Genomic DNA, 22,732 nt, shown 5'->3' with positions numbered 1-22,732 from the left:
AAAGGGTGGCCCGCATTGATGGGACTAAATTAAATGGCAAAGCATTTTCTCGACCTTTCGGCCGTCGGCTCGCAAGACCTGCGGCTCATTCTCGAAGACGCAAAGAGCCGCAAGATCGCGACCAAGAACGGAACGGCGGACAAGCCGCTCGCCGGTAAGATGCTGGCGATGATTTTCGAAAAGCCGTCGACGCGGACCCGCGTGTCCTTCGATGTCGGCATGCGCCAGCTGGGTGGCGAAACGCTATTTCTCTCCGGCACTGAAATGCAGCTTGGCCGCGCCGAAACCATCGGCGACACGGCAAAGGTTCTGTCGCGCTATGTGGACGCTATCATGATCCGCACGACCGATCATAACCGTCTGCTGGAGCTTGCCGAACATGCCACGGTTCCTGTCATCAACGGCCTGACCGACGAGACGCATCCCTGCCAGATCATGGCCGACATCATGACCTTCGAAGAGCATCGCGGCCCTGTGATGGGCAAGACCCTTGCCTGGACGGGCGACGGCAACAATGTACTGCATTCGCTGGTCGAGGGCTCTGCCCGCTTCGGCTATAAGATGAACATGGCTGTGCCCATGGGCTCTGAACCCTTGGACAAGTATCTAAACTGGGCGCGCAACAATGGCGGCGAGATTATGTTGTGCCACGATGCCGAGCGCGCCGTCGCCGGTTCCGACTGCATCGTCACCGATACCTGGGTCTCCATGAACCAGGAGCACAAGGCGCGCGGCCATAACATCTTCCAGCCGTATCAGGTCAATGAAGCCCTGATGAAGAAGGCCAATAGCGAGGCGCTCTTCATGCATTGCCTGCCCGCACACCGCGGCGAGGAAGTGACCGATGCGGTGATCGACGGCCCGCAATCGGTGGTCTTCGATGAGGCGGAAAACCGTCTACACGCGCAGAAGGCCGTGATTGCCTGGTGCATGGGCGTCATCTGATCTGGAGTTAGGGTAAAAGCGAGGGGCGCCGCCGGAAACTTGAATTTCCAGCGCGACGCCCCATCTCTACGCCAACCAGTGCTGCCGGTTCACGGCGGCGTTTCATCAATCGTTTATCGCGACATTTGGGCAGGGGATGGTTTCGTTTTGCCATTCCCCGCTTTATCTTTGCGAGAACCGCACAAAAGACCTGCTGATCGCGACCGAAAACGTGGCGATCGCATCCGCATTTCGGACGGCAGGTAAGAAGGAGCAGGACCATGGCGGCCGTGACCGTAGAACTGGATGATATGAACTTTGCTGGCGACGATAAGGTCGTCCCCTTCCAGGTGGAAGGGCTAGACGTTCGCGGACGCGCAGTGCAGGTCGGTCCGCTCTTGAACGCGATCTTGCAGCGCCATGATTATCCGCCCGTTGTCGCCCGGCTTCTGGCGGAAGCCTTGGTGCTGACGGCGCTGATCGGCACGTCGCTGAAATTCTCCGGCAAGCTCACGGTGCAGACCAAGGGCGATGGTCCCGTCGATCTTCTGGTCGCAGATTTTACCGCGCCGGAAAACATGCGCGCCTATGCCCGCTTCGATGAAGATCGTTTGGCAGAAGCGACGGCGGCTGGACAAACATCGCCCGAGCAGCTTCTTGGCACCGGCATTCTCGCCTTCACCATCGATCAGGGCGTGGGCATGCAGCCCTATCAGGGCATCGTGCCTCTGGACGGTTCATCGCTGGAGGAAATCGCAAGCGTTTACTTCCGTCAGTCTGAACAGTTGCCGACGCGGGTGCGCTTGGGCGTTGCCGAGTTTTTCGACCGCGACAGCGAGGGTAAGCCACGTCGTGGCTGGCGTGCCGGTGGCATCATCGCGCAGTTCCTGCCACAGGCGCCGGAGCGTTTGCGCACCCGCGATCTTCATGGTGGCGACGGTGATGAGAGCACGTTCGCGGAAGCCGACGACGACGCATGGACCGAAGCGGTAGCGCTCATCGACACGGTAGACACCGACGAGTTGACCGATCCACAGGTGCAGGTGGAGCGGCTGCTGTTCCGGCTCTTCCACGAGCAGGGCGTGCGCATCTACGAGCCGCAGTCGATCATCGACAAATGCAGTTGCTCACGCGAGAAGATCAAGAGCGTGCTGTCTGGATTTTCGGCAGAAGAAATCGAAGACAGCCAGGAAGATGGCGTCGTTTCGGTGAGCTGCGAGTTCTGCTCAACGACCTATCGTTATCCTGTCGAAGAGCTGCAGGCTTGAAATTCAAGAGCGGGGTGAAAGCCCCGCTCAGTTCAATACCCGTGCGAGCCCTGGGCTATCCAGGGAGAAGGCCGGGATATCCACGGTGAAAACCTCACCTGTGTCTGTCTCCATTTCATAATGGCCGAACATCATGCCCGACGGTGTGTCCAGCGGGCAGCCGGAAGAGTACTCGTAGCTATCGCCTGGCCTCAGGTATGGCTGTTCACCGACAACACCGGGTCCGGTAACTTCGTCCACCACTCCAGTCTGATCGGTGATGTGCCAATAACGATTGACCAGCGTCACAGCCTGGTCGGAATTGTTCGTGATCACGACCGTGTATCCCCAGACGTAGCGGCTATCGTCCGGGTCCGATTGTTCTTCGAGATAATATGGATCGACGGTGACCTCTATCTCTCTTGTCGATGCACGATACATGTTCGCGACCTTGGCTGTCTCTGGCTCTAGCATTTTAGTCTACTACACCGAATGAAGGACGGGAATGTCCGTTGACTGGGACTACGTAGTTTCAATGCGTTACGAGGCAAAAGCGTTGCGTATCAGGAGTGTTTCTCCATTCAATACGCACAAAATCATAAAAAGAGAGTAGAGAAACCATGGTTTCTCTAAAATAATACAAGCCTTAGTGCCGCCCTCGCGTGACGAGCAGAAGCTTGGAAAAATGAAGAATAAAGCCCGGTGATCGATCACCGGGCACTCTATATCACGCAGAAACCTTGGCCAACGCCGCTGCAAAGTCTTCCAGCAGATCGTCGGTGTCCTCGATTCCACAAGACAGACGCAGCGTGCCACCGGAAATGCCGAGTTCCGCACGCGCCTCATCCGTCAGGTTCTTGTGCGTCGTGGTCGCCGGATGGGTGATCAGGCTCTTGGCATCGCCGAGATTGTTGGAAATCTTGACGACTTCCAGAGCATTCTGCAGCTTGAAAGCCGCTTCCTTGCCACCCTTCAACTCAAAGCAGACGAGCGTCGAGCCGCCCGACATCTGCCGTGCGATGATATCAGCCTGCGGATGGTCGGCCCGGCCCGGATAGATGACCTTGGCAACCTTGGTCTGGTCGGCCAGGAAGTCGGCAATCTTGCCGGCATTTTCTGTCTGCTGCTTGACGCGCAGTGGCATCGTTTCGATACCCTTCAGCAGCGTCCAGGCGTTGAAGGGAGAAAGTGCTGGGCCAGTGTGGCGGAAGTAATCCTGAAGCTCTTCCTCGATCCACTTCTTGTCCGACAGCACCACGCCGCCGAGGCAGCGTCCCTGACCATCGATATGCTTGGTGGCGGAATAAACGACGATATGCGCGCCTAGCTCCAGAGGCTTCTGGAAGAGCGGCGTCGCAAACACGTTGTCGACAACGACCTTTGCGCCGATCTGGTTGGCAAGCTTGGCAACGCCAGCAATATCCACCACTTCCAGCGTCGGGTTGGTTGGGCTTTCGAGGAAGAACAGCTTGGTGTTGGGCTTGATCGCCTTTTCCCAGTTGGCAAGATCGCGGCCATCGACCAGCGTGCATTCGATGCCGTATTTCGGCGCAAGCGTTTCTACCACCCAGCGGCAGGAACCGAAAAGCGCGCGGGCCGCAACGATGTGATCGCCGGCCTTCAGCTGGCAGAGAATGGCAGCGCTGACAGCGGCCATGCCGGATGCCGTGGCGCGGGCATCTTCGGCACCTTCCAGCAGGCACATGCGCTTTTCGAACATGTCGTTGGTCGGGCTTGCATAGCGCGCGTAGATGAATCCATCTGTCTCGCCCTTGAAGCGCGCTTCGGCGGCTTCCGAGTTTTCGTAGACAAAGCCCTGGGTCAGGTAGAGGGCTTCGGACGTTTCACCGTAGGGGGAGCGCAGCGTACCGCCATGTACGAGTTGCGTTGCCGGGCGCCATTTCTTGCTCATTTGATCACCTTCAAACAAAAAAACCGGTCGCAAAAGCAGACCGGTTGCAAGCACCCGGTCTTTTTAGCCACTTGTTTAACGTGGCTGCAAGCCGACCGGCCAAATCACCACGGGATAAGATTGCCTTACTGCCGTTAACAACTTGCGTCAATGGCTTGCTTTTGATTTTGTCGGCGCGGAACAGGGGCAATGACGATGACGAGAACCACAGGTATTCTGGCCGATGGCGCGATACGGGCGCTGTTTTCTTCCGGCCACCTGAAGAGCGAGCGGGCGCTGGATGCGGATCAGATCCAGCCGGCAAGCCTCGACCTGCGTCTCGGGGCCAAGGCGTACCGCGTACGTGCAAGCTTCATGCCCGGCCCAGGCACCAAGGTCATCGAAAAGCTTGATCGACTGCGTCTGCATGAGATTGATCTGAGCGAAGGTGCAGTGCTGGAAACCGGCTGCGTCTATATCGTGCCGCTTATGGAAACGCTGGCGCTGCCCGCCGATATGTCCGCTTCGGCAAACCCGAAAAGCTCCACCGGCCGCCTTGATATCTTCACCCGCGTCATCACTGACCAGGCGCAGGAATTCGACAAGATCCCGGCAGGCTACCAAGGTCCGCTTTATCTCGAAGTCAGCCCGCGCACCTTCCCCATCGTCGTGCGCCAAGGCTCGCGCCTGTCGCAGATCCGCTTCCGGATCGGCCACTCGCTGCTGAACGAGAGTGAGTTGCAGACCCTTCACGACAACGAAATTCTGGTCGCCAGCGACACGCCGAACGTCTCAGGCGGCGGCATCGCACTGTCCATCGATCTGCAAGGGTTTGGCGAAAACAATTTGATCGGATATCGCGGCAAGCACCACACCGCAGTCGTCGATGTGGACAAGAAGGCAGCCCATGACGTGCTGGATTTCTGGGAGCCTCTCTACTCACGTGGCCGCGCCGAACTGATCCTCGATCCGGATGAATTCTACATACTCGTCTCGCGTGAAGCCGTGCATGTGCCTCCGCTCTACGCTGCCGAAATGACACCCTTCGATCCCTTGGTCGGCGAATTTCGCGTGCATTATGCCGGCTTCTTCGACCCCGGTTTCGGCCACGCCAACGCCGGCGGCACCGGCAGCCGCGCCGTCCTTGAGGTCAGAAGCCACGAGGTACCGTTCATCCTGGAACACGGCCAGATCGTCGGACGTCTTGTGTACGAGCATATGCTGACCAAACCCGATGGCCTCTACGGCACCGGTCTTGGCTCCAACTACCAAGCCCAAGGCCTGAAGCTCTCCAAGCATTTCCGCGCCGAGTGATCGGTCGAGGGCAAAGACGTGCGTTTGGCTTGACAGCCGCTTCGTTCTGTCGGAAATTTTGAGATATGCGGGTGTAGCTCAATGGTAGAGCAGCAGCTTCCCAAGCTGAATACGAGGGTTCGATTCCCTTCACCCGCTCCAGCTACCTTCCAAAGGGTTTGTCGCCCTACACCACATCGCTTGAAAACGCCGAAGAGTCGTACCTTCAGGCGCGGTCATACGTAAACGATGTCAGCAAGGATGTGACGAAGTTGCTGGCTTTTTCCTTGACGAGGACTTCCGTCCATTCGTCCGTTCCGCGAAATCTCAGATCTGTCTGGATACTGTCGACTGCTGCGGCTTCGATGCGTTCGATGTGCTCTTTGAAATACGCTTCACCCTTGGCCTGGTAAAGGTCGCGGATGACCACCCGGAGGATTTCCTGCATCGCGATTTGCCATGCTGTGTTGGTCGCATTGAGTTCGTTGGCTGTTGTTGACATGCGTCCCACCTGTTTTGCTGGGTTTCTTGGCTCTCACCGAAGGGTTGCGCAAAACCATAAGGAGATGCTGCGAAAACTGTATGCAATAAAACAAGGCCTCAACGCTCAGTGAGCGAGACCTGAGGATCACACCACGATTTAAGATGTGGAGCAGGCCGACGGCGTCTTCTTGCTGCGTTTGGTTGCCGGAGCATCCGCCACTGACTTGCGATCTGCCAGTTCTTTTGCAAGGCGAGCTGCCTTCAGCCTGGCTGTTTTTGCGTCACGCGCATCGACGGCAGCTTGCAGTTCATCCGCGGCGTGATTTTTTGCAAAGAATGGGGTTTGAAGCTTGCCGAAGGCAAGCTCTGCCTGCTGGCGAGATTTGCTGTGTGTTTCTGTCATGGGTATTTACCTTTCCGGCCAAACGCCGAAATAAAAAAAGGCCAGGCGAAACGCCTGGCCTCGAATGAAATTGCTCCCGGCAGTGCCAGTACATCCGTGGTCAAAGAGGAGCCGATCTCACTTATGCGGACTGCAGATTGGTCGCAGACATCTTGCCCGACTTGTTGTCGCGCTCGAGTTCGAAGCCAATCTTCTGGCCTTCGACGAGTTCGCGCATTCCTGCACGTTCGACAGCCGAGATGTGAACGAACGCGTCTGCGCCGCCATTGTCAGGCTGAATGAAGCCGAAGCCCTTAGTGGAATTAAACCATTTAACTGTGCCAGTGGTCATAATGAACCCTTTCAAAGCATAGAGTGAACGACCGCGCAACGAATGCAACGCGGGTAAAAACCGACTATTTTTGAAAGAGAAGTTCGCTTAGAGCGCGGTGCCAATCGCGCGGTAGACAAAGCTCGGCAAGCAAAAGATCGATGACGTATCTATAGACGGGTTCACTCCGGGAGTCAACGAAAAGTTTTTAACTTTACCGATGTTCATCTTTTGGTTGTGCTCGGCGTGGATTGCGTTACATACTTAAGCGCCGCAAAGACAGCCTCGATTCCGGCTATATCAGTGGGAAGCGCACTGTCTGATTCAAGCACAGCGCAGGATGGTGCCGCGTTCAGCTACTACAAATGCTTCACCAGCTTTTTATCGCGAACATCCTGCCCGTAGATGAAAGCCTGGCGTTTGTAGGGAGCTAGAACGCACCGCCTAGCTCTTTCGACTTCGTAATAAGCTCGGCCGCGAGCGCGTCGTCTTCGAGCGAACCATATAGAATCTCGACCTTGCCTTCTTTCACACTGCAGTAATCGAGGATTCCGACTTTCAACTGTGTCTGAAAGGAAACGTCATAGCCGCGCTTGCGGTAGTCGTTCTCCGTTGCACCGGCGATGCCGACCATCAGCACCTTCCTATGCGGATAGGTCTTATCGCCAAAGGCCCAGTTCTGAGCCCACACGCGGTCGATCCATCCTTTTAGGATCGCCGGCATGGACCACCACCACACCGGAAAGAAGAGCACAGTGCTATCGTTGCGTTCCACGCGCTCCATCTCTCTCCGAACATCTTCAGCGAAGTCTATATCTCGCCCGCTCCAATCCGGCTCGTCCTCGGCTTTGAGCACCGGGTCGAAGTTCTCCGCCACCAGATCGGCGAACTCGACCTCGTGGCCGTTCGCCTGCGTTGCCTCGGCAAAAGCGCGCGCCGCTTGATGTGTCAGTGAGTTCTGACGCGGATGGGCGATGACGACCAAAATCTTCATAACGGAGATGTCCTTCATAGTGACCAGACGACCGCAGGCGACGCGGCAGCGTTCAAGGACCGTGCCGGTTATAGCACCGTCCAGGCGGTCTAGGTATGAAGGGAGGACCGGCACTTCAATCCTGTCACGACATCGTGCCTCAGCAGAGATCGTTGGAGCAGGGGGCCAGCGCAGGCGGCCCCTCGCTCTGTTGATTGGCCGTTACCGCTTGTTCACCGCATCGGCCAGCTTCAAGGCCCGCTCCAGGCAAGCGGGCTGCTGGTCGGCAAAGCGTTCTGCGCTGATTTCCATGATGAGGGTGGTGTCGGGCAGGAAGGTGAGCTCGGAGAAAATGTCCTCCCAGTCGATATCGCCCCAGCCGATCGGCAGGTGAAGGTCGCCGATGCCGAGCGCTGTGGCTTCTGCCGGGTGGTAGAACTTCTTCATCGTGTAGGGTAGGCCGAAGCTGTCATGCACATGCAGATGGCCGGTGACGGGCGCCATGGCGCGCAGCTCCTCGCGGAAATCGAGACCCTTGAAGGTGGATTCGATATAGGCGTGGCTGAAATCGATCAGGGCGGCGAGATTGTCATGGCCGACGGCCTTCACCGTTTCAGCCACTTGCGATGGCGTCTGGCGGTACTGGCCGTCTTCTGTGGTGAAGATGTTTTCCAAAACGATGCGCACGCCATAGGTCTTGGCAATCTCGGCCATTTCGAAAAGAGCCTCACGCTCCATCTGGTCGAGATCGCTGCCACTCATGCCATCGGAAAGGATCGCATTGCCGCTGTGGTGCACAAGGACGCCGGCACTCAGCCGGTCGCAGAGTTCCAGCATGGCGCGCACGACCTTTTTCTGCAAATGCAGATGCTCGCGGTCCATGAAGTTCGAGACGATCTGGCCGTGCAGAGACAGTTTCTTGAAGTCATACTGCTTGACGATATCGCGCACGCGCTGCGCACGGTCTTCGATGATGCGACCGCCGGAGATGATCTCCTCGCCATAGATGCCGATTTCGCAGGCGCTGGCGCCGGTATCGGCAATGATTTTCAGGGACGAATCCAGGGTGGAAATATCGCCGCGCCCGGTGGCGTTGCAAAAGCCGACAGCAGAAATGATGGAAGTCATGTCAGGGTCCTTGATACAGACAGGGAAAGCGCAAGACGTTCAGGCACTATGGGCGAAAACATCCTTGTTGGTGAAGTCGGTCGCGTTGGCGGGTGCGAAATCCGGATCGATCCGGCGTTCGGTGTTGGGATCGAAAAAGTGGAGCTGCGCTTCGGGAAACTGCAGCATAACCCGCTCGCCGGGACGGACGGTGAGGTCTTCACCGATGGCGGCGGCGAAGATCTGGCCGCGGATATCGGCATAGACAATGCGGCCGGAGCCGAGTTCCTCGACGAAATCGACCACCGCCGAAATGCCTTCACCACTGCGCGAGACAACGCATTGTTCCGGCCGGATACCGACGATGATGTCATCGCCAGACACGGCGCCCGCGATCCTCATCGGCAGCGGGGTCGCCCAGTTGCCGAAGCTCACCAAGCCGCCTGCGCGATCCACCTTGGCATTGAAAAGGTTCATGGCGGGCGAACCGATGAAGGAGGCGACGAAGGTGCTGGCTGGCCGGTTGTAGATGTCGAGCGGCTGCCCAACCTGTTCGACATTGCCCTTGTTCATGATCACCAGTCGATCCGCCAGCGTCATGGCCTCGACCTGATCATGGGTGACGAAGACCGATGTTGCGGACAGCCGTTGATGCAGCCTGCGGATTTCTGCGCGCATGGTGACGCGCAATTTGGCGTCGAGGTTGGACAAGGGCTCGTCGAACAGGAACACATCCGGCTCACGAATGATGGCGCGCGCCATGGCAACGCGCTGACGCTGGCCACCGGACAGCGCCGCAGGCTTGCGCTCCAGGTAATCGGAAAGGCCGACGATCTTCGCCGTTTCCTCGATCCTGCGGCGACGCTCGGTCTTGGCAACGCCCGCCACCTTCAGCGCATAGCCGATATTGTCGGCAACCGTCATATGCGGATAGAGCGCATAGTTCTGGAACACCATGGCGCAACCGCGTTCACGCGGCTCCAGCCGGTTCACCACCTTGCCGGCAATGGCAATTTCGCCGGCGGTGATATCTTCCAGCCCGGCAATCATGCGCAATAACGTGGATTTGCCGCAGCCGGACGGGCCGAGGATGACGACGAATTCTCCCGACGGAAAGATCAGGTCGACACCGTGCAGCGTCTTGGTCTTGCCGTAGGATTTATGCACCTGAAGAATGTCGATTTGCGCCATGGTCTGGAACTCCTGTTCTGTAAGCTGTCATTTCTCGGTGGAGACGAGGCCGCGCACGAACCAGCGCTGCAAAAGCCCGACGACGAGAAGAGGCGGCAACATGATGATGAGGGAACCGGCAAGCGTGACGTTCCAGTCAGGCGTGCCGTTTTCGGAAGGAAGGAGGCTGGAGAGCGACATCATTACCGTCTTATAGGACGGGTCGGTCACCATCAGGAGCGGCCAGAGATACTGGTTCCAGCCATAGACGAACATGATCGTCGTCAGCGCCAGCATGTTGGTGCGTGACAGCGGCAGGATCATGTCGACGAAGAAACGCATCGGGCCGGAGCCATCCATGCGCGCCGCCTCGGCCAACTCGTCCGGCAGGGTCATGAAGAACTGGCGATAGAGAAAGGTGCCGGTGGCTGTGGCGATCAGCGGCAGGGTCAGGCCCGCATAGGAATTCAACAGGTTCCACTCGATGTTGACATCGATACCGGAGATCGCATTGATCAACAGCCGGAGGGGGTGAAACATGTCTGCCGCCACCGCATAGGTCGGTACCACGCGCACTTCCAGCGGCAGCATCAGCGTGATGAACACCGTCCAGAAAAACAGGTGGCGCAACGGCGAGCGGAAGAAGACGATGGCGAAGGCCGTGCAGGCCGATAGCGCCACTTTGCCGACGGTGACTAGCGAGGCCATGATGAAGCTGTTCAGCATGGCGTTGCCGAGATTGGCGCGGTACCATGCAGTCTGCATGTTTTCAAACAGCCTGCCGCTTGGGATGAAGCTAAAGGGCACGCTGTTGATCTGCTGCAGCGACTGGCTGGCCCCGGCGATGATGACGATGAAGGGGCCGATCAAGAGCAGGAAGCCGATGATCATCAGGCCGTAGGTAAAGGCGTCTGCGTAGGGTGTGCGCTGGATCATCGCCGCCTCACTTGTAATGTACGCGCCGCTCGATGAAGCGGAACTGGATGAAGGTGAAGACCATGATCAGGCCAATCAGAATGATGCTCTGTGCCGAGGCGCCGGAATAATTGAGCCCCTGGAAGGCTTCCTGAACGATGCGAAACACCATGACTTCCGTCGCATGGTTCGGCCCGCCGCCGGTCGTGTGATGCACGATGCCGAATGTGTCGGAGCCGACGAAGCCCTCGGTCATCATGGTCACGGTCAGGAAGAACAGGGTGGGCGCAAGCAACGGCACCTGAATATCGATGGCCCGACGGATCGGCCCGGAGCCATCCATGGCGGCTGCCTCGGTCAGGCTTCTCGGCACCGATTGCAGCCCGGCCAGCAGGAAGATGAAGGTATAGCCCGCCCATTTCCAGATGAAGATGATGATGACAAGCGCCAGCGCATGGCTGCCGAATTTGGCCGGGTTCCAGATATCCGGATAGATCGCGTTCAGCGATGCGGCCAGCCCCCGCTCCGGCGAGAGAATGAAGCGGAAAGCCATACCCGCCGCAGGACCGGCAATGGCAAAGGGCAGGATGTAGAGAACGCGGAAGAAGCCGGAGCCCGGCAATTGCCTGTCGACAGCAAGCGCAAGTGTGAGGCCGATCAGGATGGCGAAGAACGGGCCAACAATGGCGAAGATCAGGCTGACGGTCACCGAGTTCCAGTAGAGCGGATCGGCGAAAGTCTCCTGGAAATTGGCAAGGCCGACAAACTCGGCCACTCCGCCGAAAGGCGGCTCCAGTGTGAAGGCCCAGTTCACCACCGCCACGGCAGGCCAGTAGAAGAAAAGGGCAATAAGGGCGAGCTGCGGTATGGCAAAAAGCAGAGGTAGCCAGGTGCTCTTGAAGACGGAGCGCTTTTCCATGGATATTCCAATAGACAGTCAAAAGTAGTGTGCCACCCGCGCTCACGGGTGGCACTTTGTATCAGCGCTTAGTTGATGGAAACGCCGGCAAAGGTCTTTTCAAAGCGGCGCAGGCCCACATTCGAGCGCTCGACCGCCTTGTCGAGTTCCTGCTGAACGTCGCCGTTCTGCATGTAGATTGCCTCGAGTGCGGTGGAGAGTTCCTTGCGGATCTGCGTGAAGTTGCCGAGGCGGATACCGCGAGTCGTATCGGTCGGCTCGGTCAGCGTCAGGCTTTCGATGGCGACTTCACGGCCCTTGTAGGGTGCCTTGTCGTAGAAGCCGTTCTTCTTCATGCTTTCGAAGCCGGTCTTGGTGACGGGAATGTAACCCGTGACGGTAGACCACCATTCGACCATGTCCGGCTGGGCGATGAAGTTGAGGAATGCCGCAGCGCCCTTGTATTCAGCGTCCGGACGGCCAGCCATGACCCAGAGCGAAGCGCCGCCAACGAGCGATTTCTTGCGTTCTGTGCCTTTAAAAACCGGCAGCATGGCAACATCCCACTTCACGCCTTCAGGCAGTGTCTTGCCGACGGTGCCGTGGTCGGCAATCGAGCTCATTGCCATCTGGCAGGTCTGCGAGGTGAAGGAGGGAACGGTGTCCATGCCGAGCGTCTTTGTCTTGACGACGAAAAGCTTCTCGTCCTGCATCTTCTTGAAGAACTTGAGTTCGTCGACGACCTTGGTCTTGTTGACGACGAGTTCCGCATTCAGGCCCTTGTAGCCGTTGCCCTCTGTGGCGATCGGCTGGTCGTGGATGGCGGAGAACTGCTCGATCAGCGGCCAGGTGTCGAAATTGAACGCCAGCGGGCACTCGTAACCGGCAGCCTTCAGCTTCTTCGCAGCCTCGGCCACGTCTTCCCAGGTCTCCGGCTTGCCGGTAACGCCAGCCTTTTCGAAGGCGCTGACATTGTAGTAGAAAACGGCGGTGGAGGAGTTGAACGGGAAGGAGTTAAGCTCGCCGGCTGCCGTCGCGTAGTAGTTGGCAATACCGGGGAAATAGTTGCTCCAGTCGATCTTGTAGCCATTGTCGGCCATCAGCTTCTTGGCTGGAACGAAGGCCTTGGACAACATCATGTCCAGCGTGCCTGCATCGTAAATTTGCGCGATGGCCGGGTGCTTCTTTGCGCGATAGGCGGCAATCGTGTTCTGCAGCGTCGCGTCATAGCTGTTTTGCGATGTGCAGACGATTTCATAATCCGGCTGCGACGCGTTGAACTTCTTGCAGGCATCCTGCACGCGCTCGCCGAGATCGCCGGAGAGGCCGTACCAGAATTCGAATTTTGTCTTTTCAGCATGGGCAGCTGAGGTGCCGAGCGCGGCTGCGACAGCAAGCGATGCGACGAAGGAGGAGAGGGTCGACGTTTTCATGAGGGAAGCCTCGTTGGAAAGAAACGATGGCCTGGTCGCGGAATTTTTCGGCCCGGCGAGCAAAACCGGGGGCGTCGTAACAACGCTGCATGACAGGTCGCGGACGCTTTTTTGAAGTTTAGATGACGCGGCTTATCGCTTCGATGGTCATCCGACGCTGCGAAAGATCACGAGTGCCGGCGGGAGATTACCTATCGGCAGTTCGCAATTTCTTCCCGGCACCGCATGGCTTTGCGCGAATCTTATGTATAATCACAGGCGTAATCACTGACCTGCACCATCGTGTCCGCCCCTTAAGCGATGGCGTTTTTCATTTCATACCGGGCCGGATCATCCGAATGCGCTCCTTGATGGCACGATTGAAAAATCTCGGTCTCCGCATATCGCTTGTATGCATTGCGGCTTTAGCTGCGAGCAGCATTGCGCGAGCCGAAAGCGGAAACCTGCCAGTTTTGTTCGACAAGCAGGAGCGCTTACCCGGCGCCGATCTGTCATCGGTTCCCCGCGTGCGGTTCCTGATGTCGGTTGATTTCCCGCCCTTCAATTTCACCGATCAGGATGGGCGGCTGGTAGGCTTCCATGTCGATCTTGCGCGTGAGATTTGCGCCCAGTTGAAGATCGAAAGCAAATGCCAGGTGCAGGCGCTTCCCTTCGATGAACTGGAGGCGGCGCTGGAATTGGGCGAGGGGGAGGCCGTCATGTCGGGCGTCGCTTCGACGTCGGACTTACGCAAAAGCTTCAGCTTCACGCGACCCTATCTGCTCTTGCCGGCGCGTTTTGCGGTCTCGAAATCCGCCAAGTTGGAAGGGCAATCGGCAGCCGCCGCACTGACCGGCAAGAAAGTCGGCGTCGTCAGCAATTCCCGCCATGAGGCGATGCTCAAAGCCTTCTTCCCCAAAGTCGTCCCGACGGGTTTTAGCGGCTACGAGCCTATGTATGAGGCACTGAAGACCGGCAAGGTCGATGCCATTTTTGCCGATAGCCTGCGTTTGCCATTCTGGGTGGCTGGCACCGCGTCGGACAATTGCTGCGCCATGTTCGACGGCCCCTATATGTCCGATAAGTTCCTCGGTGAGGGGCTTTCGATCATGACGGTCGATCCCGAAAACAGGTTGGTGCCTGCTTTCGACCAGGCGCTCGCAACACTGTCGCGCAACGGGCGACTGGAGGAAATCTATCGCCGTTATTTCCCTTACGGGCTTTTTTGACGCCGCGCAGGCCGCAAGTCCGGGCCAGCCGTCACGCAACAAGCGCAGGCTGGTTCAGCTTGGAAAGTTGGATCACCGCCTGCGTTCTGCTGTCCACATTGAGCTTCAACAGAATGGCCGATACGTGCGCCTTGATCGTCGCTTCGGAGACGTTGAGCTCGTAGGCGATCTGCTTGTTGAGCAGACCTTCTCCCAACATGCCAAGCACACGACTTTGCTGTGGTGTCAGCGTGCGCAGCCTGTTGATCAGGTCGGCCATATCGGCATCCTGATCGCGGCTCGACTGACAGGACGCCGGGATCCAGACATCGCCGGCAAGCACAGTGCGGATGGCCGTGCGGATATCGTCGATGCCGGACGATTTGGAGATGAAGCCGGATGCTCCGAGTTCGATGGCGCGGCGCATGGTCGCCGGGTCGTCGGTCGCCGAAACGATGATGATGGGCAGACTGGAAAATTCCGCCCGAAGTGCCATCAGTCCGGAAAACCCGCTGACCCCGGGCATGGCAAGATCGAGCAACATGAGATCGGCTTCCGGCTGATCTTCCGCGCAGCGTCTGGCGGCGTCGAAATCGCCCGCCTCTATGAAAATATTGTTGCCTTCAAGACCATCCACCGCCTGACGCAGAGCGCCGCGAAACAGCGGATGGTCATCTGCTATGATAATCGTGAGTTCTGCCATGCCGCGCCCCCTCCCAAGAGCATTTCATGCGACTCTTCCTCCCGCAGCGTCATGTCCGGCTGCATCGTCAAGATTGCGCCAAATCGGCTGCAACACAAGCATTAGATTGCACTCAAGCTTCTCTGCACGCCGCTCAGGAGTAAAAATCTATGTGAAGCAATAGACAATGACCACCATTTGCGGCAAACCGCCCTGACATGAAGGAGATGCCCGATGACCAACACGCCCCCCGTCATCTATAAAATCGTACCAGAGGCCTTGTGGCTGAAAGCGAAGCAGGAGGGCGTTTTCCAGGGAGCGGCGATTGATCTGACAGATGGCTACATCCATTTCTCCACGGCCGGCCAGGTGAAGGAAACGGCAGCGCGTCACTTCGCCGACCAGCAGGATCTGCTCCTGATCGCAGTCGATGGCGGGGCACTTGGCGACAAGCTGGTTTTCGAACCCTCTCGCGGCGGCGCTCTCTTTCCGCATCTCTATGGCGAGCTTCCGCTAGACGCTGTTTTGTGGGAAACGCCGCTGACGCTTGGTGACGACGGCGCCCATCAGTTTCCGGAGATTTGACTATGAGCGGATTGTTTTCCTCCCTTGGCCGCAAGGGCCTCTTCCTGCTCGATCCCGAAGTGGCGCATGGAATGTCGATTGCGGCGCTGCGCAGCGGCTTTATGCCCACCTGCCACGTGCCGCACGATCCGCGCCTGCAACAGACAGTGGCAGGACTGGTCTTTCCCAATCCTCTTGGCATGGCGGCAGGCTACGACAAGAACGCCGAAGTTCCCGGACCGCTCCTCAAGCTCGGCTTCGGCTTTACCGAAATCGGTACGGTGACGCCCCGCGCGCAGGCAGGTAATCCAAAACCGCGCATTTTCCGTCTGGTGGAAAACGAGGCCGTGATAAACCGTCTCGGCTTCAACAATGAAGGACATGCGGCAGCACTCTCGCGCCTTATCGCTGCGGGTCTGCGCGGTATTGTCGGTGTCAATATTGGTGCGAACAAGGATAGCGAAGACCGCATCGCCGATTATGTGAAGGGCATCGAAACCTTCTCTGCTGTAGCGTCCTATTTTACCGCCAACATCTCCTCTCCCAATACGCCTGGCCTTCGCGATCTTCAGGCGCGCGACAGCTTGGCGGCACTGCTTTCCGCCGTACTGGCGCAGCGCGACCGCGAAGCTCAGAAGTTGTCCCGCCATATCCCCGTTTTCCTGAAGATTGCGCCCGATCTGACGGAGGAGGGGCTCGACGACATCGGCGCCGAGGTTCTGTCGCACAGGCTGGATGGTCTGATTATTTCCAACACGACGCTGTCTCGCGAGGGCTTGAGGCCGGGCAGCAACAATAACGAAACCGGTGGCCTCTCCGGCAAACCGCTGTTCGAGCGTTCCACTGCAGTATTGGCAAAGATGCGCAAGCGCGTCGGCCCGGATCTGCCGATCATCGGTGTGGGTGGGGTTTCATCTGCAGAGACCGCGCTGGAAAAGATCAGGGCAGGGGCCGATCTGGTGCAGCTCTATTCCTGCATGGTCTATGAGGGGCCGGGTCTGCCAGGCACGATTGTTCGCGGGTTGTCGAAGCTGCTGGAGCGCGATGGCGTGACGAACATTCGCCAGTTGCGTGACAGTTCACTGGAAAGCTGGGCGGCGCGGGCGATTTAAGAACGCGTCACACCCCTCAGATGTGCATACATGCCTCTAGCGGATGCGATTGGAAACGACGACCAGTCCATTCTCTGCGGTCATCCTCGCCCTTGAGGCGAGGATTCATCAAGCACATAGCACCATGGCCCAATAAGGCCGGTTCTTAGCCGCGCTGTCATAGGCGACAGCGACGCCAAGGCCGCCGTAATTACCAAGCATGTTTTCCAAATGATGCGGTGAGCCGATCCAGGCTTTGACCACCCGCTCGACCGTGTCTTGACCTGCCGCGACATTTTCTGCCGCCGGCAAAGGCACGTTCCCGTTTTTCATGCGGATAAGGAAACTGTCAGTGAGGCCAATGAGATGCGCCATCTTCTGCGCCTTCACCATGCGGTTGGCTTGATAGATGGCGGCCTGCTGAGCCGCCGGGTTGGCGGAGAGCGTAGAGAGGCCCTTGGAGCGGCGAAGCTCGTTTACCATCGGCAGTGCCGCCGCCGTCTCGTCGCGCGTGCCGGAAGGCAGGCCCTTATTGGTAGGGACGGACACGCAGGCGGATAGAACGGAGCCAGCGGAAAGCAGCACGAAGCCGCGCCGGGAGAGGGTCGTCAGGGAATGGTCGGTCATATCAGCGCAAGCTTAGAAGTCTGAGAACAATGAATACAGGGATGACGATTACCGCACCCGCCAGAAGATAATCGCCGATGCTGCCGAGCGCATGGAAGCCGGAGTACCACAGGTTCAGAACGAAATCGCGCACACCATAGATGATGCTCCACGGCGTCAGACCGAAGACGGCCATCAGAAATCCGACGATCAGCGATATCACCAGCAGCTTGACGATCGTGCGTCCAACGCTGTCACCCAGCACCTTATTGACCTCACCGGCCATCGGCAATCTCCTAAAGCATGCCACAGACCCAAATCCCTGCGGCGATGACATGCACTCTCAAACCTCGATCAAGACATATGAAGCATGGCGCTTCGATGCAAGCATAAGGGGCTTTACACCGTCACGTCGGCGTTTGCGATGAAATAGGACTTGAGTTTTTTTATGGCTTGATGAAAGAGAGCCCACCTCTTTCAGGAAAAATTCGTGAATGGCTCAGAACCAGCATTCCTCCGGCGACGTCATTGCTGATCGTCGTGCCGATTATGCCCGCATGCTGGCAGAGAGCGGCGACCACCATGCAGCGGCGGAATTGATCGAACAGGCGCTGGAACTAGCGCCGCTCTGGGCCGCAGGCTGGTTTCGTCTGGGGGAATACAGCGAAAAGTCGGGCCAGCGCGACCAGGCAGTCAAAGCTTACGAGAAAGTAGCCGAGCTTGATGAGGAAGGCATTTTTGCAGCTCCTCTGAAACTTGCAGTGCTAGGAGCTGCCGAAACGCCAGAGCAGCCGCCCAGCCGCTACGTTGAAGGTCTCTTCGATGATTATGCCGAGCGCTTCGAAACATCGCTGGTGAAGAAACTGGATTATAGCGTTCCGGAAAAACTGGCGGCTCTGATCGAAACGGCGCGGCCGCCAGGAGACAGCTTTCGCTGCGTCGTGGATATCGGCTGTGGCACGGGGTTGCTGGGTATGGAAATCCGCGATTGGGCCAAGCGGCTAGAGGGCTTCGATATCTCAACCAACATGCTGGCGAAGGCGGAAGAGAAGGGCATCTACGATCATCTCGCGCAAGCCGATCTTTCTCTGGATGAGGAGGCGTCAGGCCTCTTTGTCGACGAACATGCGAAAGGTCGCGCGGATCTCGTCGCGGCAGCGGATGTGATGATGTATCTCGGCAGCCTGGAAACCGTCATGCCGCTGGTGCTGGCGCTGCTTTCCGAAGGAGGGATCTTTGCCTTCTCGGTGGAAGATGCGGGTGACGACGAGGGTTTCGTCCTGCAACCGTCACTGCGCTACGCCCATTCGGAAACTTACATCCGCAACCTCCTCGCCGCCTTCGACATGCAGGTGCTGCAAAAACGCAAAACCACCATTCGCAAGGATGCCGGAAAACCACTCTCCGGCATTCTATTTCTTGCCGCGAGACGGGCATGATCTTTTCGTTTCTTGCAATCTTTTGGGTTGGTCAGCATTGCTGACACAAGCGTGTTGTATGAGGCGCTTTTGCGGTGCAAAATAGCTGCGTCTAAAGGCTTTCACGACAGTAAAGGCCTGTGGCGCACCTCAAGAAAATCAGGTCCTGTCGAGGGAATTTCGCATGGCATTCACCAGAAGCGTCTATGGCATGTGGAGTGTGGACCCTGCCAAGCACTCGCCGATCGAAGATGTTCAGGGCATCGTGACCGGAGGTATCGTTTCCGCGCTTGGATTTTACATCCTCAACAAGGTCGGTCTGTTGACCGGCGGTACAGCTGGCGTCGCCTTTTTGATCCACTATGCTTTCGGCATCAGCTTCGGCCTGCTGTTCTTCCTCGTTAATCTGCCCTTCTACTATCTTTCCTTCCGTCGTCTCGGCCTTGCCTTCTCGCTGAAAACCTTCGTCGCAATCGGCCTGGTTTCTGTGCTGACGGAGTTGGAATCGCGCTGGATGGTGATCGACAGCGTCAATCCGCTTTGGGCTGCCATTCTCGGCGGGCTCTTGCTGGGTTACGGACTTCTTGCGCTCTATCGCCATCGCGCCAGCCTTGGCGGCATCGGCATTCTTGCGATTTACATTCAGGATCGCTTCGGCATCCGCGCCGGTCTGATACAGCTTGCCTTCGACGCTTGCGTCATGGTCGCCGCCTTCGCCGTCATCGAGCCTAAGACAGTGCTCTACTCCATCGTCGGCGCCTTTTTCCTCAACATGTTCCTCGCCATCAATCACCGCTCTGACCGTTACATCGTGGTACGCTGACGCTTGAATTTTGGTGGCTTCCGGCGCAAAGACGGGTGACACGCGTTTTCGGGGGTGGGCATGAGCGACATTGCAGAGCGCAAGCTTTCGAGATTCTGGACATCGACGTCCGCGCAACATTCTCTTCTGGAGGATGCGCTGGCGGTGATTGCCGGCAGCATGCTGATCTCGCTTGGCGTTGTGCTTCTGTCTGGCGGCGGATTGCTGACCGGTGGCGTGGTAGGCGTCGCCTTTCTTCTCCATTATGTAACAGGGGTAAGCTTCGGCCTGATCTTCTTCCTTGCGAATCTGCCCTTCTATTATTTGGCGCTCCGCCGTCTGGGGCTTGCCTTCACGATCAAGACCTTCTGCGCCGTGGGGCTGACCGCGCTACTGTCCGAATATCTGCCCCATCTCATCGTCTTGCAGAATGTCCATCCGGTGGTCGCCGCCACTTTCGGGGGATTGACGGTTGCTGCGGGCATGCTGGCGCTCTTCCGCCATCGCGCCAGCCTTGGCGGGTTCGGTATTCTGGCGCTGTATATTCAAGATCGCTTTGGCATCCGCGCAGGCCTTACTCAGCTTGCTTTCGATTGCACCGTGCTGTTCGTCTCCTTTTTCGTTGCCATACCCTTGATCATCCTTTGCTCTGTCCTCGGCGCGCTGGTGATGAACCTGGTGATTGCCATCAACCACAGAAACGACCGCTACATCGCCATGTAGCGGTTGTACTCGATGGCGTGGGTCAGGCCGCGATCACGCGCATGATCCGCAGCCCCTTCTTTTTCAAAAGATTTTCACTACTTTAGAGGCGTGAAACACGTTGATCCGCCCATCTTGCCAGAAAGTGCCGGGACATTGCCTCTGCCGTTCCAGAAATGGTTCGCAGAAAAGGGCTGGAGCCCGCGTGCGCATCAGCTGGAATTGTCTGCCCGGGCAAGGGCTGGCGAGAACATGCTGTTGATTGCACCGACCGGTGCCGGCAAAACGCTGGGCGGTTTCATGGCATCGCTGACTGATCTGGCCGAGCGCGGCAAGGTGCCGCCGGGTTCTGCCTTCATCGGCGTTCACACGCTCTACATCTCGCCGCTCAAGGCACTGGCTGTCGATATCGAGCGCAACCTGATGAAGCCGGTCTCGGAGATGGGCCTTCCGATTACGGTCGAAACTCGCACCGGCGACACGCCGCAGGGAAAGCGCCAGCGACAGAAGCTTAAACCACCGGATATTCTGCTGACGACTCCGGAACAGGTCTCGCTGCTGCTTGCCAACAAGGAAGCCGAGCGCTTCTTCAAGGATTTGAAATATGTGGTGCTGGACGAGCTGCATTCGCTCGTCACGTCCAAGCGCGGCCATCTCCTTTCGCTGGCGCTCGCCCGTATCCGCCGCCACGCGCCTGCCATGCGCACCATCGGACTGTCTGCAACGGTTGCAGAACCAATGGATTTGCAGCGCTATCTGGCTCCGCAAGTCGAGGGTGAACCGCCGGCAGGGCTGATCACAGTCGATGGCGGCGCGAAGCCGAATATCGCCATCCTGCAGACGGAAGAGCGCATTCCCTGGTCCGGCCATTCGGCGCGCTACGCCATGCAGGATTTATACCCTGAGATCAAAGACCATCAAACGACGCTGGTTTTCGTCAATACCCGCTCGCAGGCCGAGCGCATTTTCCAGGAACTCTGGGCCATCAACGACGACAATCTGCCGATTGCGCTGCATCACGGCTCGCTGGATGCCGGGCAGCGCCGCAAGGTGGAGCAGGCCATGGCCGACAACAAGCTTCGCGCTGTTGTCGCCACCTCCACACTCGACCTCGGGATCGACTGGGGCGATGTCGATCTCGTCGTGCATGTCGGCGCGCCGAAGGGCGCAAGCCGCCTGGCACAGCGTATCGGCCGCGCAAACCACCGCATGGACGAGCCATCGAAGGCGATCCTCGTGCCTGCCAATCGTTTCGAGGTGATGGAGTGCCGTGCGGCACTCGATGCCAATTACATCGGCGCACAGGATACGCCACCGATTGCCGAAGGCGCTCTGGATGTGTTGGCGCAGCATGTACTGGGCATGGCCTGCGCCGAACCTTTCGATGCGGACGAGCTGTACCGCGAAGTCACAAGCGCTTCGCCCTATGTCGATCTATCGCGTGAGATGTTCGACCGTGTGGTCGATTTCACCGCGACCGGCGGCTATGCACTGCGCACCTATGAACGCTATGCCCGCATCCGACAGATGAAGGATGGGCGCTGGCGCGTCTCCAATCCGCAGGTCGCGCAGCAATATCGCCTCAACCTCGGCACGATCGTCGAAGCCGCGGAGCTGAACGTCCGCATGGTCAAGCGCAACGCCAAGGGGACCGTGGGGCGTGGGGGCATGTCGTTGGGTAAGGTGGAAGAGCATTTCCTCGAGCAACTGGTCCAGGGCGATACCTTCCTGTTTGCCGGAAAGGTGCTGCGCTTTGAGGGCATTCGCGAGAATGAATGCCTGGTCAGCCAGGCTTTCTCGATGGACCCGAAAATCCCTTCCTATGCTGGCGGCAAGTTTCCGCTCTCTACCTATCTCGCAGACCAGGTGCGCTCCATGCTGGCCGATCCCACTCGCTGGCACGCGCTGCCCGATCAGGTGCGCGACTGGCTGGCGATCCAGAAGGAAAAGTCAATCATTCCCAAGCGCGACGAGCTGCTTGTCGAGACATTTCCGTTTCGCAAGCGCTTCTTTATGGTGATGTATCCCTTCGAGGGGCGACTGGCGCACCAGACGCTTGGTATGCTTTTGACCCGCAGGTTGGAGCGTGCAGGTGCGAAGCCCATGGGCTTTGTCGCCACCGATTACTCGCTCGCCGTCTGGGCGATGGAGGATATGGGTCAGCGCCTGCAATCGCGCCGGCTCTCTCTTGCCGATCTTTTGGACGAGGACATGCTGGGCGACGATCTAGAAGCGTGGCTGGATGAATCCTACCTTTTGAAACGCACCTTCCGCAATTGCGCGGTGATTGCGGGCCTTATCGAGCGCCGCCATCCCGGCAAGGAAAAGACCGGGCGGCAGGTAACGGTCTCAGCCGATCTTATTTATGACGTTCTTCGCAGCCATGAGCCGGACCACATTCTGCTGGAAGCGACCAGACGCGATGCGTCGGCAGGACTTTTGGACATTGCCCGACTTGGCGATATGCTAAGGCGAATCAAAGGCCATACGCATCACCGTGCGCTCGACCATGTTTCGCCTCTTGCCGTTCCGGTCATGCTGGAAATCGGCCGCGAGACGGTCGTGGGGCAGGCGCAAGACGATGTGCTGGCCGAAGCCGCCGACGAATTGATCGCCGAGGCTATGGCGTAGGG

The 22,732-nt window shown here is 58.1% G+C and carries 24 protein-coding genes, 1 tRNA gene and 1 riboswitch; of the genes, 11 read left to right on the top strand and 14 right to left on the bottom strand.

Translation table 11 applies throughout. The annotated features are described in order from the left end of the window. Nucleotides 1–33 precede the first annotated feature (33 nt). Nucleotides 34–945, top strand: coding sequence for an ornithine carbamoyltransferase (gene argF / locus ACQZ5M_RS06230; RefSeq protein WP_296035289.1), 912 nt, complete (start codon nucleotides 34–36; stop codon nucleotides 943–945). Between the two features lie 260 nt (nucleotides 946–1,205). Next, the gene (locus ACQZ5M_RS06225; RefSeq protein WP_296075386.1) at nucleotides 1,206–2,192 is read left to right on the top strand and encodes an Hsp33 family molecular chaperone; all 987 of its coding nucleotides are present in this window, start codon (nucleotides 1,206–1,208) and stop codon (nucleotides 2,190–2,192) included. A 27-nt stretch (nucleotides 2,193–2,219) separates the two neighbouring features. Here ACQZ5M_RS06225 and apaG read toward each other — a convergent pair whose 3' ends face one another. Continuing rightward, nucleotides 2,220–2,612 (bottom strand): Co2+/Mg2+ efflux protein ApaG, encoded by a 393-nt coding sequence (gene apaG, locus ACQZ5M_RS06220; protein ID WP_296035424.1) that lies wholly within the window; start codon nucleotides 2,610–2,612, stop codon nucleotides 2,220–2,222. A gap of 286 nt (nucleotides 2,613–2,898) precedes the next feature. After that, on the bottom strand, nucleotides 2,899–4,083 hold the full coding sequence (locus ACQZ5M_RS06215; RefSeq protein ID WP_296035283.1) for an O-succinylhomoserine sulfhydrylase: 1,185 nt from the start codon (nucleotides 4,081–4,083) through the stop codon (nucleotides 2,899–2,901). A 42-nt stretch (nucleotides 4,084–4,125) separates the two neighbouring features. Next, nucleotides 4,126–4,204: riboswitch (SAM riboswitch) on the bottom strand. A gap of 74 nt (nucleotides 4,205–4,278) precedes the next feature. Between ACQZ5M_RS06215 and ACQZ5M_RS06210 the strand changes: the two genes are divergently transcribed. Both ACQZ5M_RS06210 and ACQZ5M_RS06205 read left to right on the top strand, forming a co-directional pair. Further along, nucleotides 4,279–5,376 carry a 2'-deoxycytidine 5'-triphosphate deaminase gene (locus ACQZ5M_RS06210; protein WP_296101498.1) on the top strand — a complete coding sequence of 366 codons (1,098 nt, stop codon included), beginning with the start codon at nucleotides 4,279–4,281 and terminating at the stop codon, nucleotides 5,374–5,376. A 67-nt stretch (nucleotides 5,377–5,443) separates the two neighbouring features. Then, nucleotides 5,444–5,517 (top strand) — tRNA-Gly (locus ACQZ5M_RS06205). A 64-nt stretch (nucleotides 5,518–5,581) separates the two neighbouring features. On the opposite strand, the gene ACQZ5M_RS06200 is transcribed toward ACQZ5M_RS06205, so the two are convergent. The 9 genes from ACQZ5M_RS06200 to ACQZ5M_RS06160 form a co-directional block, all read right to left on the bottom strand. Further along, on the bottom strand, nucleotides 5,582–5,857 hold the full coding sequence (locus ACQZ5M_RS06200; protein ID WP_449079271.1) for a hypothetical protein: 276 nt from the start codon (nucleotides 5,855–5,857) through the stop codon (nucleotides 5,582–5,584). 138 nt (nucleotides 5,858–5,995) lie between these two features. Beyond that, nucleotides 5,996–6,241 carry a hypothetical protein gene (locus ACQZ5M_RS06195; RefSeq protein WP_296083206.1) on the bottom strand — a complete coding sequence of 82 codons (246 nt, stop codon included), beginning with the start codon at nucleotides 6,239–6,241 and terminating at the stop codon, nucleotides 5,996–5,998. Between the two features lie 121 nt (nucleotides 6,242–6,362). Then, on the bottom strand, nucleotides 6,363–6,572 hold the full coding sequence (locus ACQZ5M_RS06190) for a cold-shock protein (RefSeq protein WP_034806062.1): 210 nt from the start codon (nucleotides 6,570–6,572) through the stop codon (nucleotides 6,363–6,365). Nucleotides 6,573–6,981: 409 nt separating this feature from the next. Continuing rightward, complete coding sequence (locus tag ACQZ5M_RS06185; RefSeq protein WP_449079270.1) at nucleotides 6,982–7,563, bottom strand: NAD(P)H oxidoreductase; 582 nt, start codon at nucleotides 7,561–7,563, stop codon at nucleotides 6,982–6,984. A gap of 183 nt (nucleotides 7,564–7,746) precedes the next feature. Further along, nucleotides 7,747–8,652 carry a sugar phosphate isomerase/epimerase family protein gene (locus tag ACQZ5M_RS06180; protein WP_449079269.1) on the bottom strand — a complete coding sequence of 302 codons (906 nt, stop codon included), beginning with the start codon at nucleotides 8,650–8,652 and terminating at the stop codon, nucleotides 7,747–7,749. Nucleotides 8,653–8,691: 39 nt separating this feature from the next. Beyond that, nucleotides 8,692–9,822, bottom strand: a complete 1,131-nt coding sequence (ugpC, locus tag ACQZ5M_RS06175) for a sn-glycerol-3-phosphate ABC transporter ATP-binding protein UgpC (RefSeq protein WP_449079268.1) — start codon at nucleotides 9,820–9,822, stop codon at nucleotides 8,692–8,694. Nucleotides 9,823–9,849: 27 nt separating this feature from the next. After that, nucleotides 9,850–10,737: an ABC transporter permease subunit gene (locus tag ACQZ5M_RS06170; RefSeq protein WP_296014075.1), complete on the bottom strand. Its 888-nt coding sequence runs from the start codon at nucleotides 10,735–10,737 to the stop codon at nucleotides 9,850–9,852. A 7-nt stretch (nucleotides 10,738–10,744) separates the two neighbouring features. Beyond that, nucleotides 10,745–11,635: a carbohydrate ABC transporter permease gene (locus tag ACQZ5M_RS06165; RefSeq protein WP_449079267.1), complete on the bottom strand. Its 891-nt coding sequence runs from the start codon at nucleotides 11,633–11,635 to the stop codon at nucleotides 10,745–10,747. A gap of 68 nt (nucleotides 11,636–11,703) precedes the next feature. Further along, entirely contained in the window at nucleotides 11,704–13,047 is a 1,344-nt protein-coding gene (locus tag ACQZ5M_RS06160; RefSeq protein ID WP_296014074.1) for an extracellular solute-binding protein, read from the bottom strand. A 443-nt stretch (nucleotides 13,048–13,490) separates the two neighbouring features. On the opposite strand from ACQZ5M_RS06160, the gene ACQZ5M_RS06155 reads away from it, so the two are divergent. Continuing rightward, nucleotides 13,491–14,255 carry a transporter substrate-binding domain-containing protein gene (locus tag ACQZ5M_RS06155; RefSeq protein ID WP_449079365.1) on the top strand — a complete coding sequence of 255 codons (765 nt, stop codon included), beginning with the start codon at nucleotides 13,491–13,493 and terminating at the stop codon, nucleotides 14,253–14,255. 31 nt (nucleotides 14,256–14,286) lie between these two features. Here the strand turns inward: ACQZ5M_RS06155 and ACQZ5M_RS06150 are convergent, their stop codons facing one another. Continuing rightward, complete coding sequence (locus ACQZ5M_RS06150; RefSeq protein WP_296014073.1) at nucleotides 14,287–14,937, bottom strand: response regulator transcription factor; 651 nt, start codon at nucleotides 14,935–14,937, stop codon at nucleotides 14,287–14,289. Between the two features lie 213 nt (nucleotides 14,938–15,150). Here ACQZ5M_RS06150 and ACQZ5M_RS06145 point away from each other — a divergent pair, with 213 nt between their 5' ends. Further along, nucleotides 15,151–15,501, top strand: a complete 351-nt coding sequence (locus ACQZ5M_RS06145; protein ID WP_296105687.1) for a DUF952 domain-containing protein — start codon at nucleotides 15,151–15,153, stop codon at nucleotides 15,499–15,501. 2 nt (nucleotides 15,502–15,503) lie between these two features. Further along, entirely contained in the window at nucleotides 15,504–16,592 is a 1,089-nt protein-coding gene (locus ACQZ5M_RS06140) for a quinone-dependent dihydroorotate dehydrogenase (RefSeq protein WP_449079266.1), read from the top strand. Nucleotides 16,593–16,700: 108 nt separating this feature from the next. Here the strand turns inward: ACQZ5M_RS06140 and ACQZ5M_RS06135 are convergent, their stop codons facing one another. Then, nucleotides 16,701–17,198: a CAP domain-containing protein gene (locus ACQZ5M_RS06135; RefSeq protein WP_296014069.1), complete on the bottom strand. Its 498-nt coding sequence runs from the start codon at nucleotides 17,196–17,198 to the stop codon at nucleotides 16,701–16,703. Between the two features lies 1 nt (nucleotide 17,199). After that, the gene (locus ACQZ5M_RS06130; protein ID WP_296014067.1) at nucleotides 17,200–17,463 is read right to left on the bottom strand and encodes a DUF6460 domain-containing protein; all 264 of its coding nucleotides are present in this window, start codon (nucleotides 17,461–17,463) and stop codon (nucleotides 17,200–17,202) included. 208 nt (nucleotides 17,464–17,671) lie between these two features. On the opposite strand from ACQZ5M_RS06130, the gene ACQZ5M_RS06125 reads away from it, so the two are divergent. The 4 genes from ACQZ5M_RS06125 to ACQZ5M_RS06110 all read left to right on the top strand — a co-directional run bounded on the left by ACQZ5M_RS06125 (nucleotide 17,672) and on the right by ACQZ5M_RS06110 (nucleotide 22,730). Then, a complete protein-coding gene (locus ACQZ5M_RS06125; RefSeq protein WP_296075325.1) occupies nucleotides 17,672–18,616 on the top strand; it encodes a class I SAM-dependent DNA methyltransferase in 945 nt (314 codons plus the stop codon). A gap of 190 nt (nucleotides 18,617–18,806) precedes the next feature. Next, nucleotides 18,807–19,418, top strand: a complete 612-nt coding sequence (locus ACQZ5M_RS06120; RefSeq protein WP_296014092.1) for a YitT family protein — start codon at nucleotides 18,807–18,809, stop codon at nucleotides 19,416–19,418. 60 nt (nucleotides 19,419–19,478) lie between these two features. Next, entirely contained in the window at nucleotides 19,479–20,120 is a 642-nt protein-coding gene (locus ACQZ5M_RS06115; RefSeq protein ID WP_296014063.1) for a YitT family protein, read from the top strand. Between the two features lie 90 nt (nucleotides 20,121–20,210). Beyond that, nucleotides 20,211–22,730, top strand: coding sequence for a ligase-associated DNA damage response DEXH box helicase (locus ACQZ5M_RS06110; protein ID WP_449079265.1), 2,520 nt, complete (start codon nucleotides 20,211–20,213; stop codon nucleotides 22,728–22,730). Nucleotides 22,731–22,732: the final 2 nt, after the last annotated feature.

The sequence above is a fragment of the Rhizobium sp. 22-785-1 genome (assembly GCF_053521965.1).
This window is presented reverse-complemented; position numbering and strand designations above follow the sequence as displayed.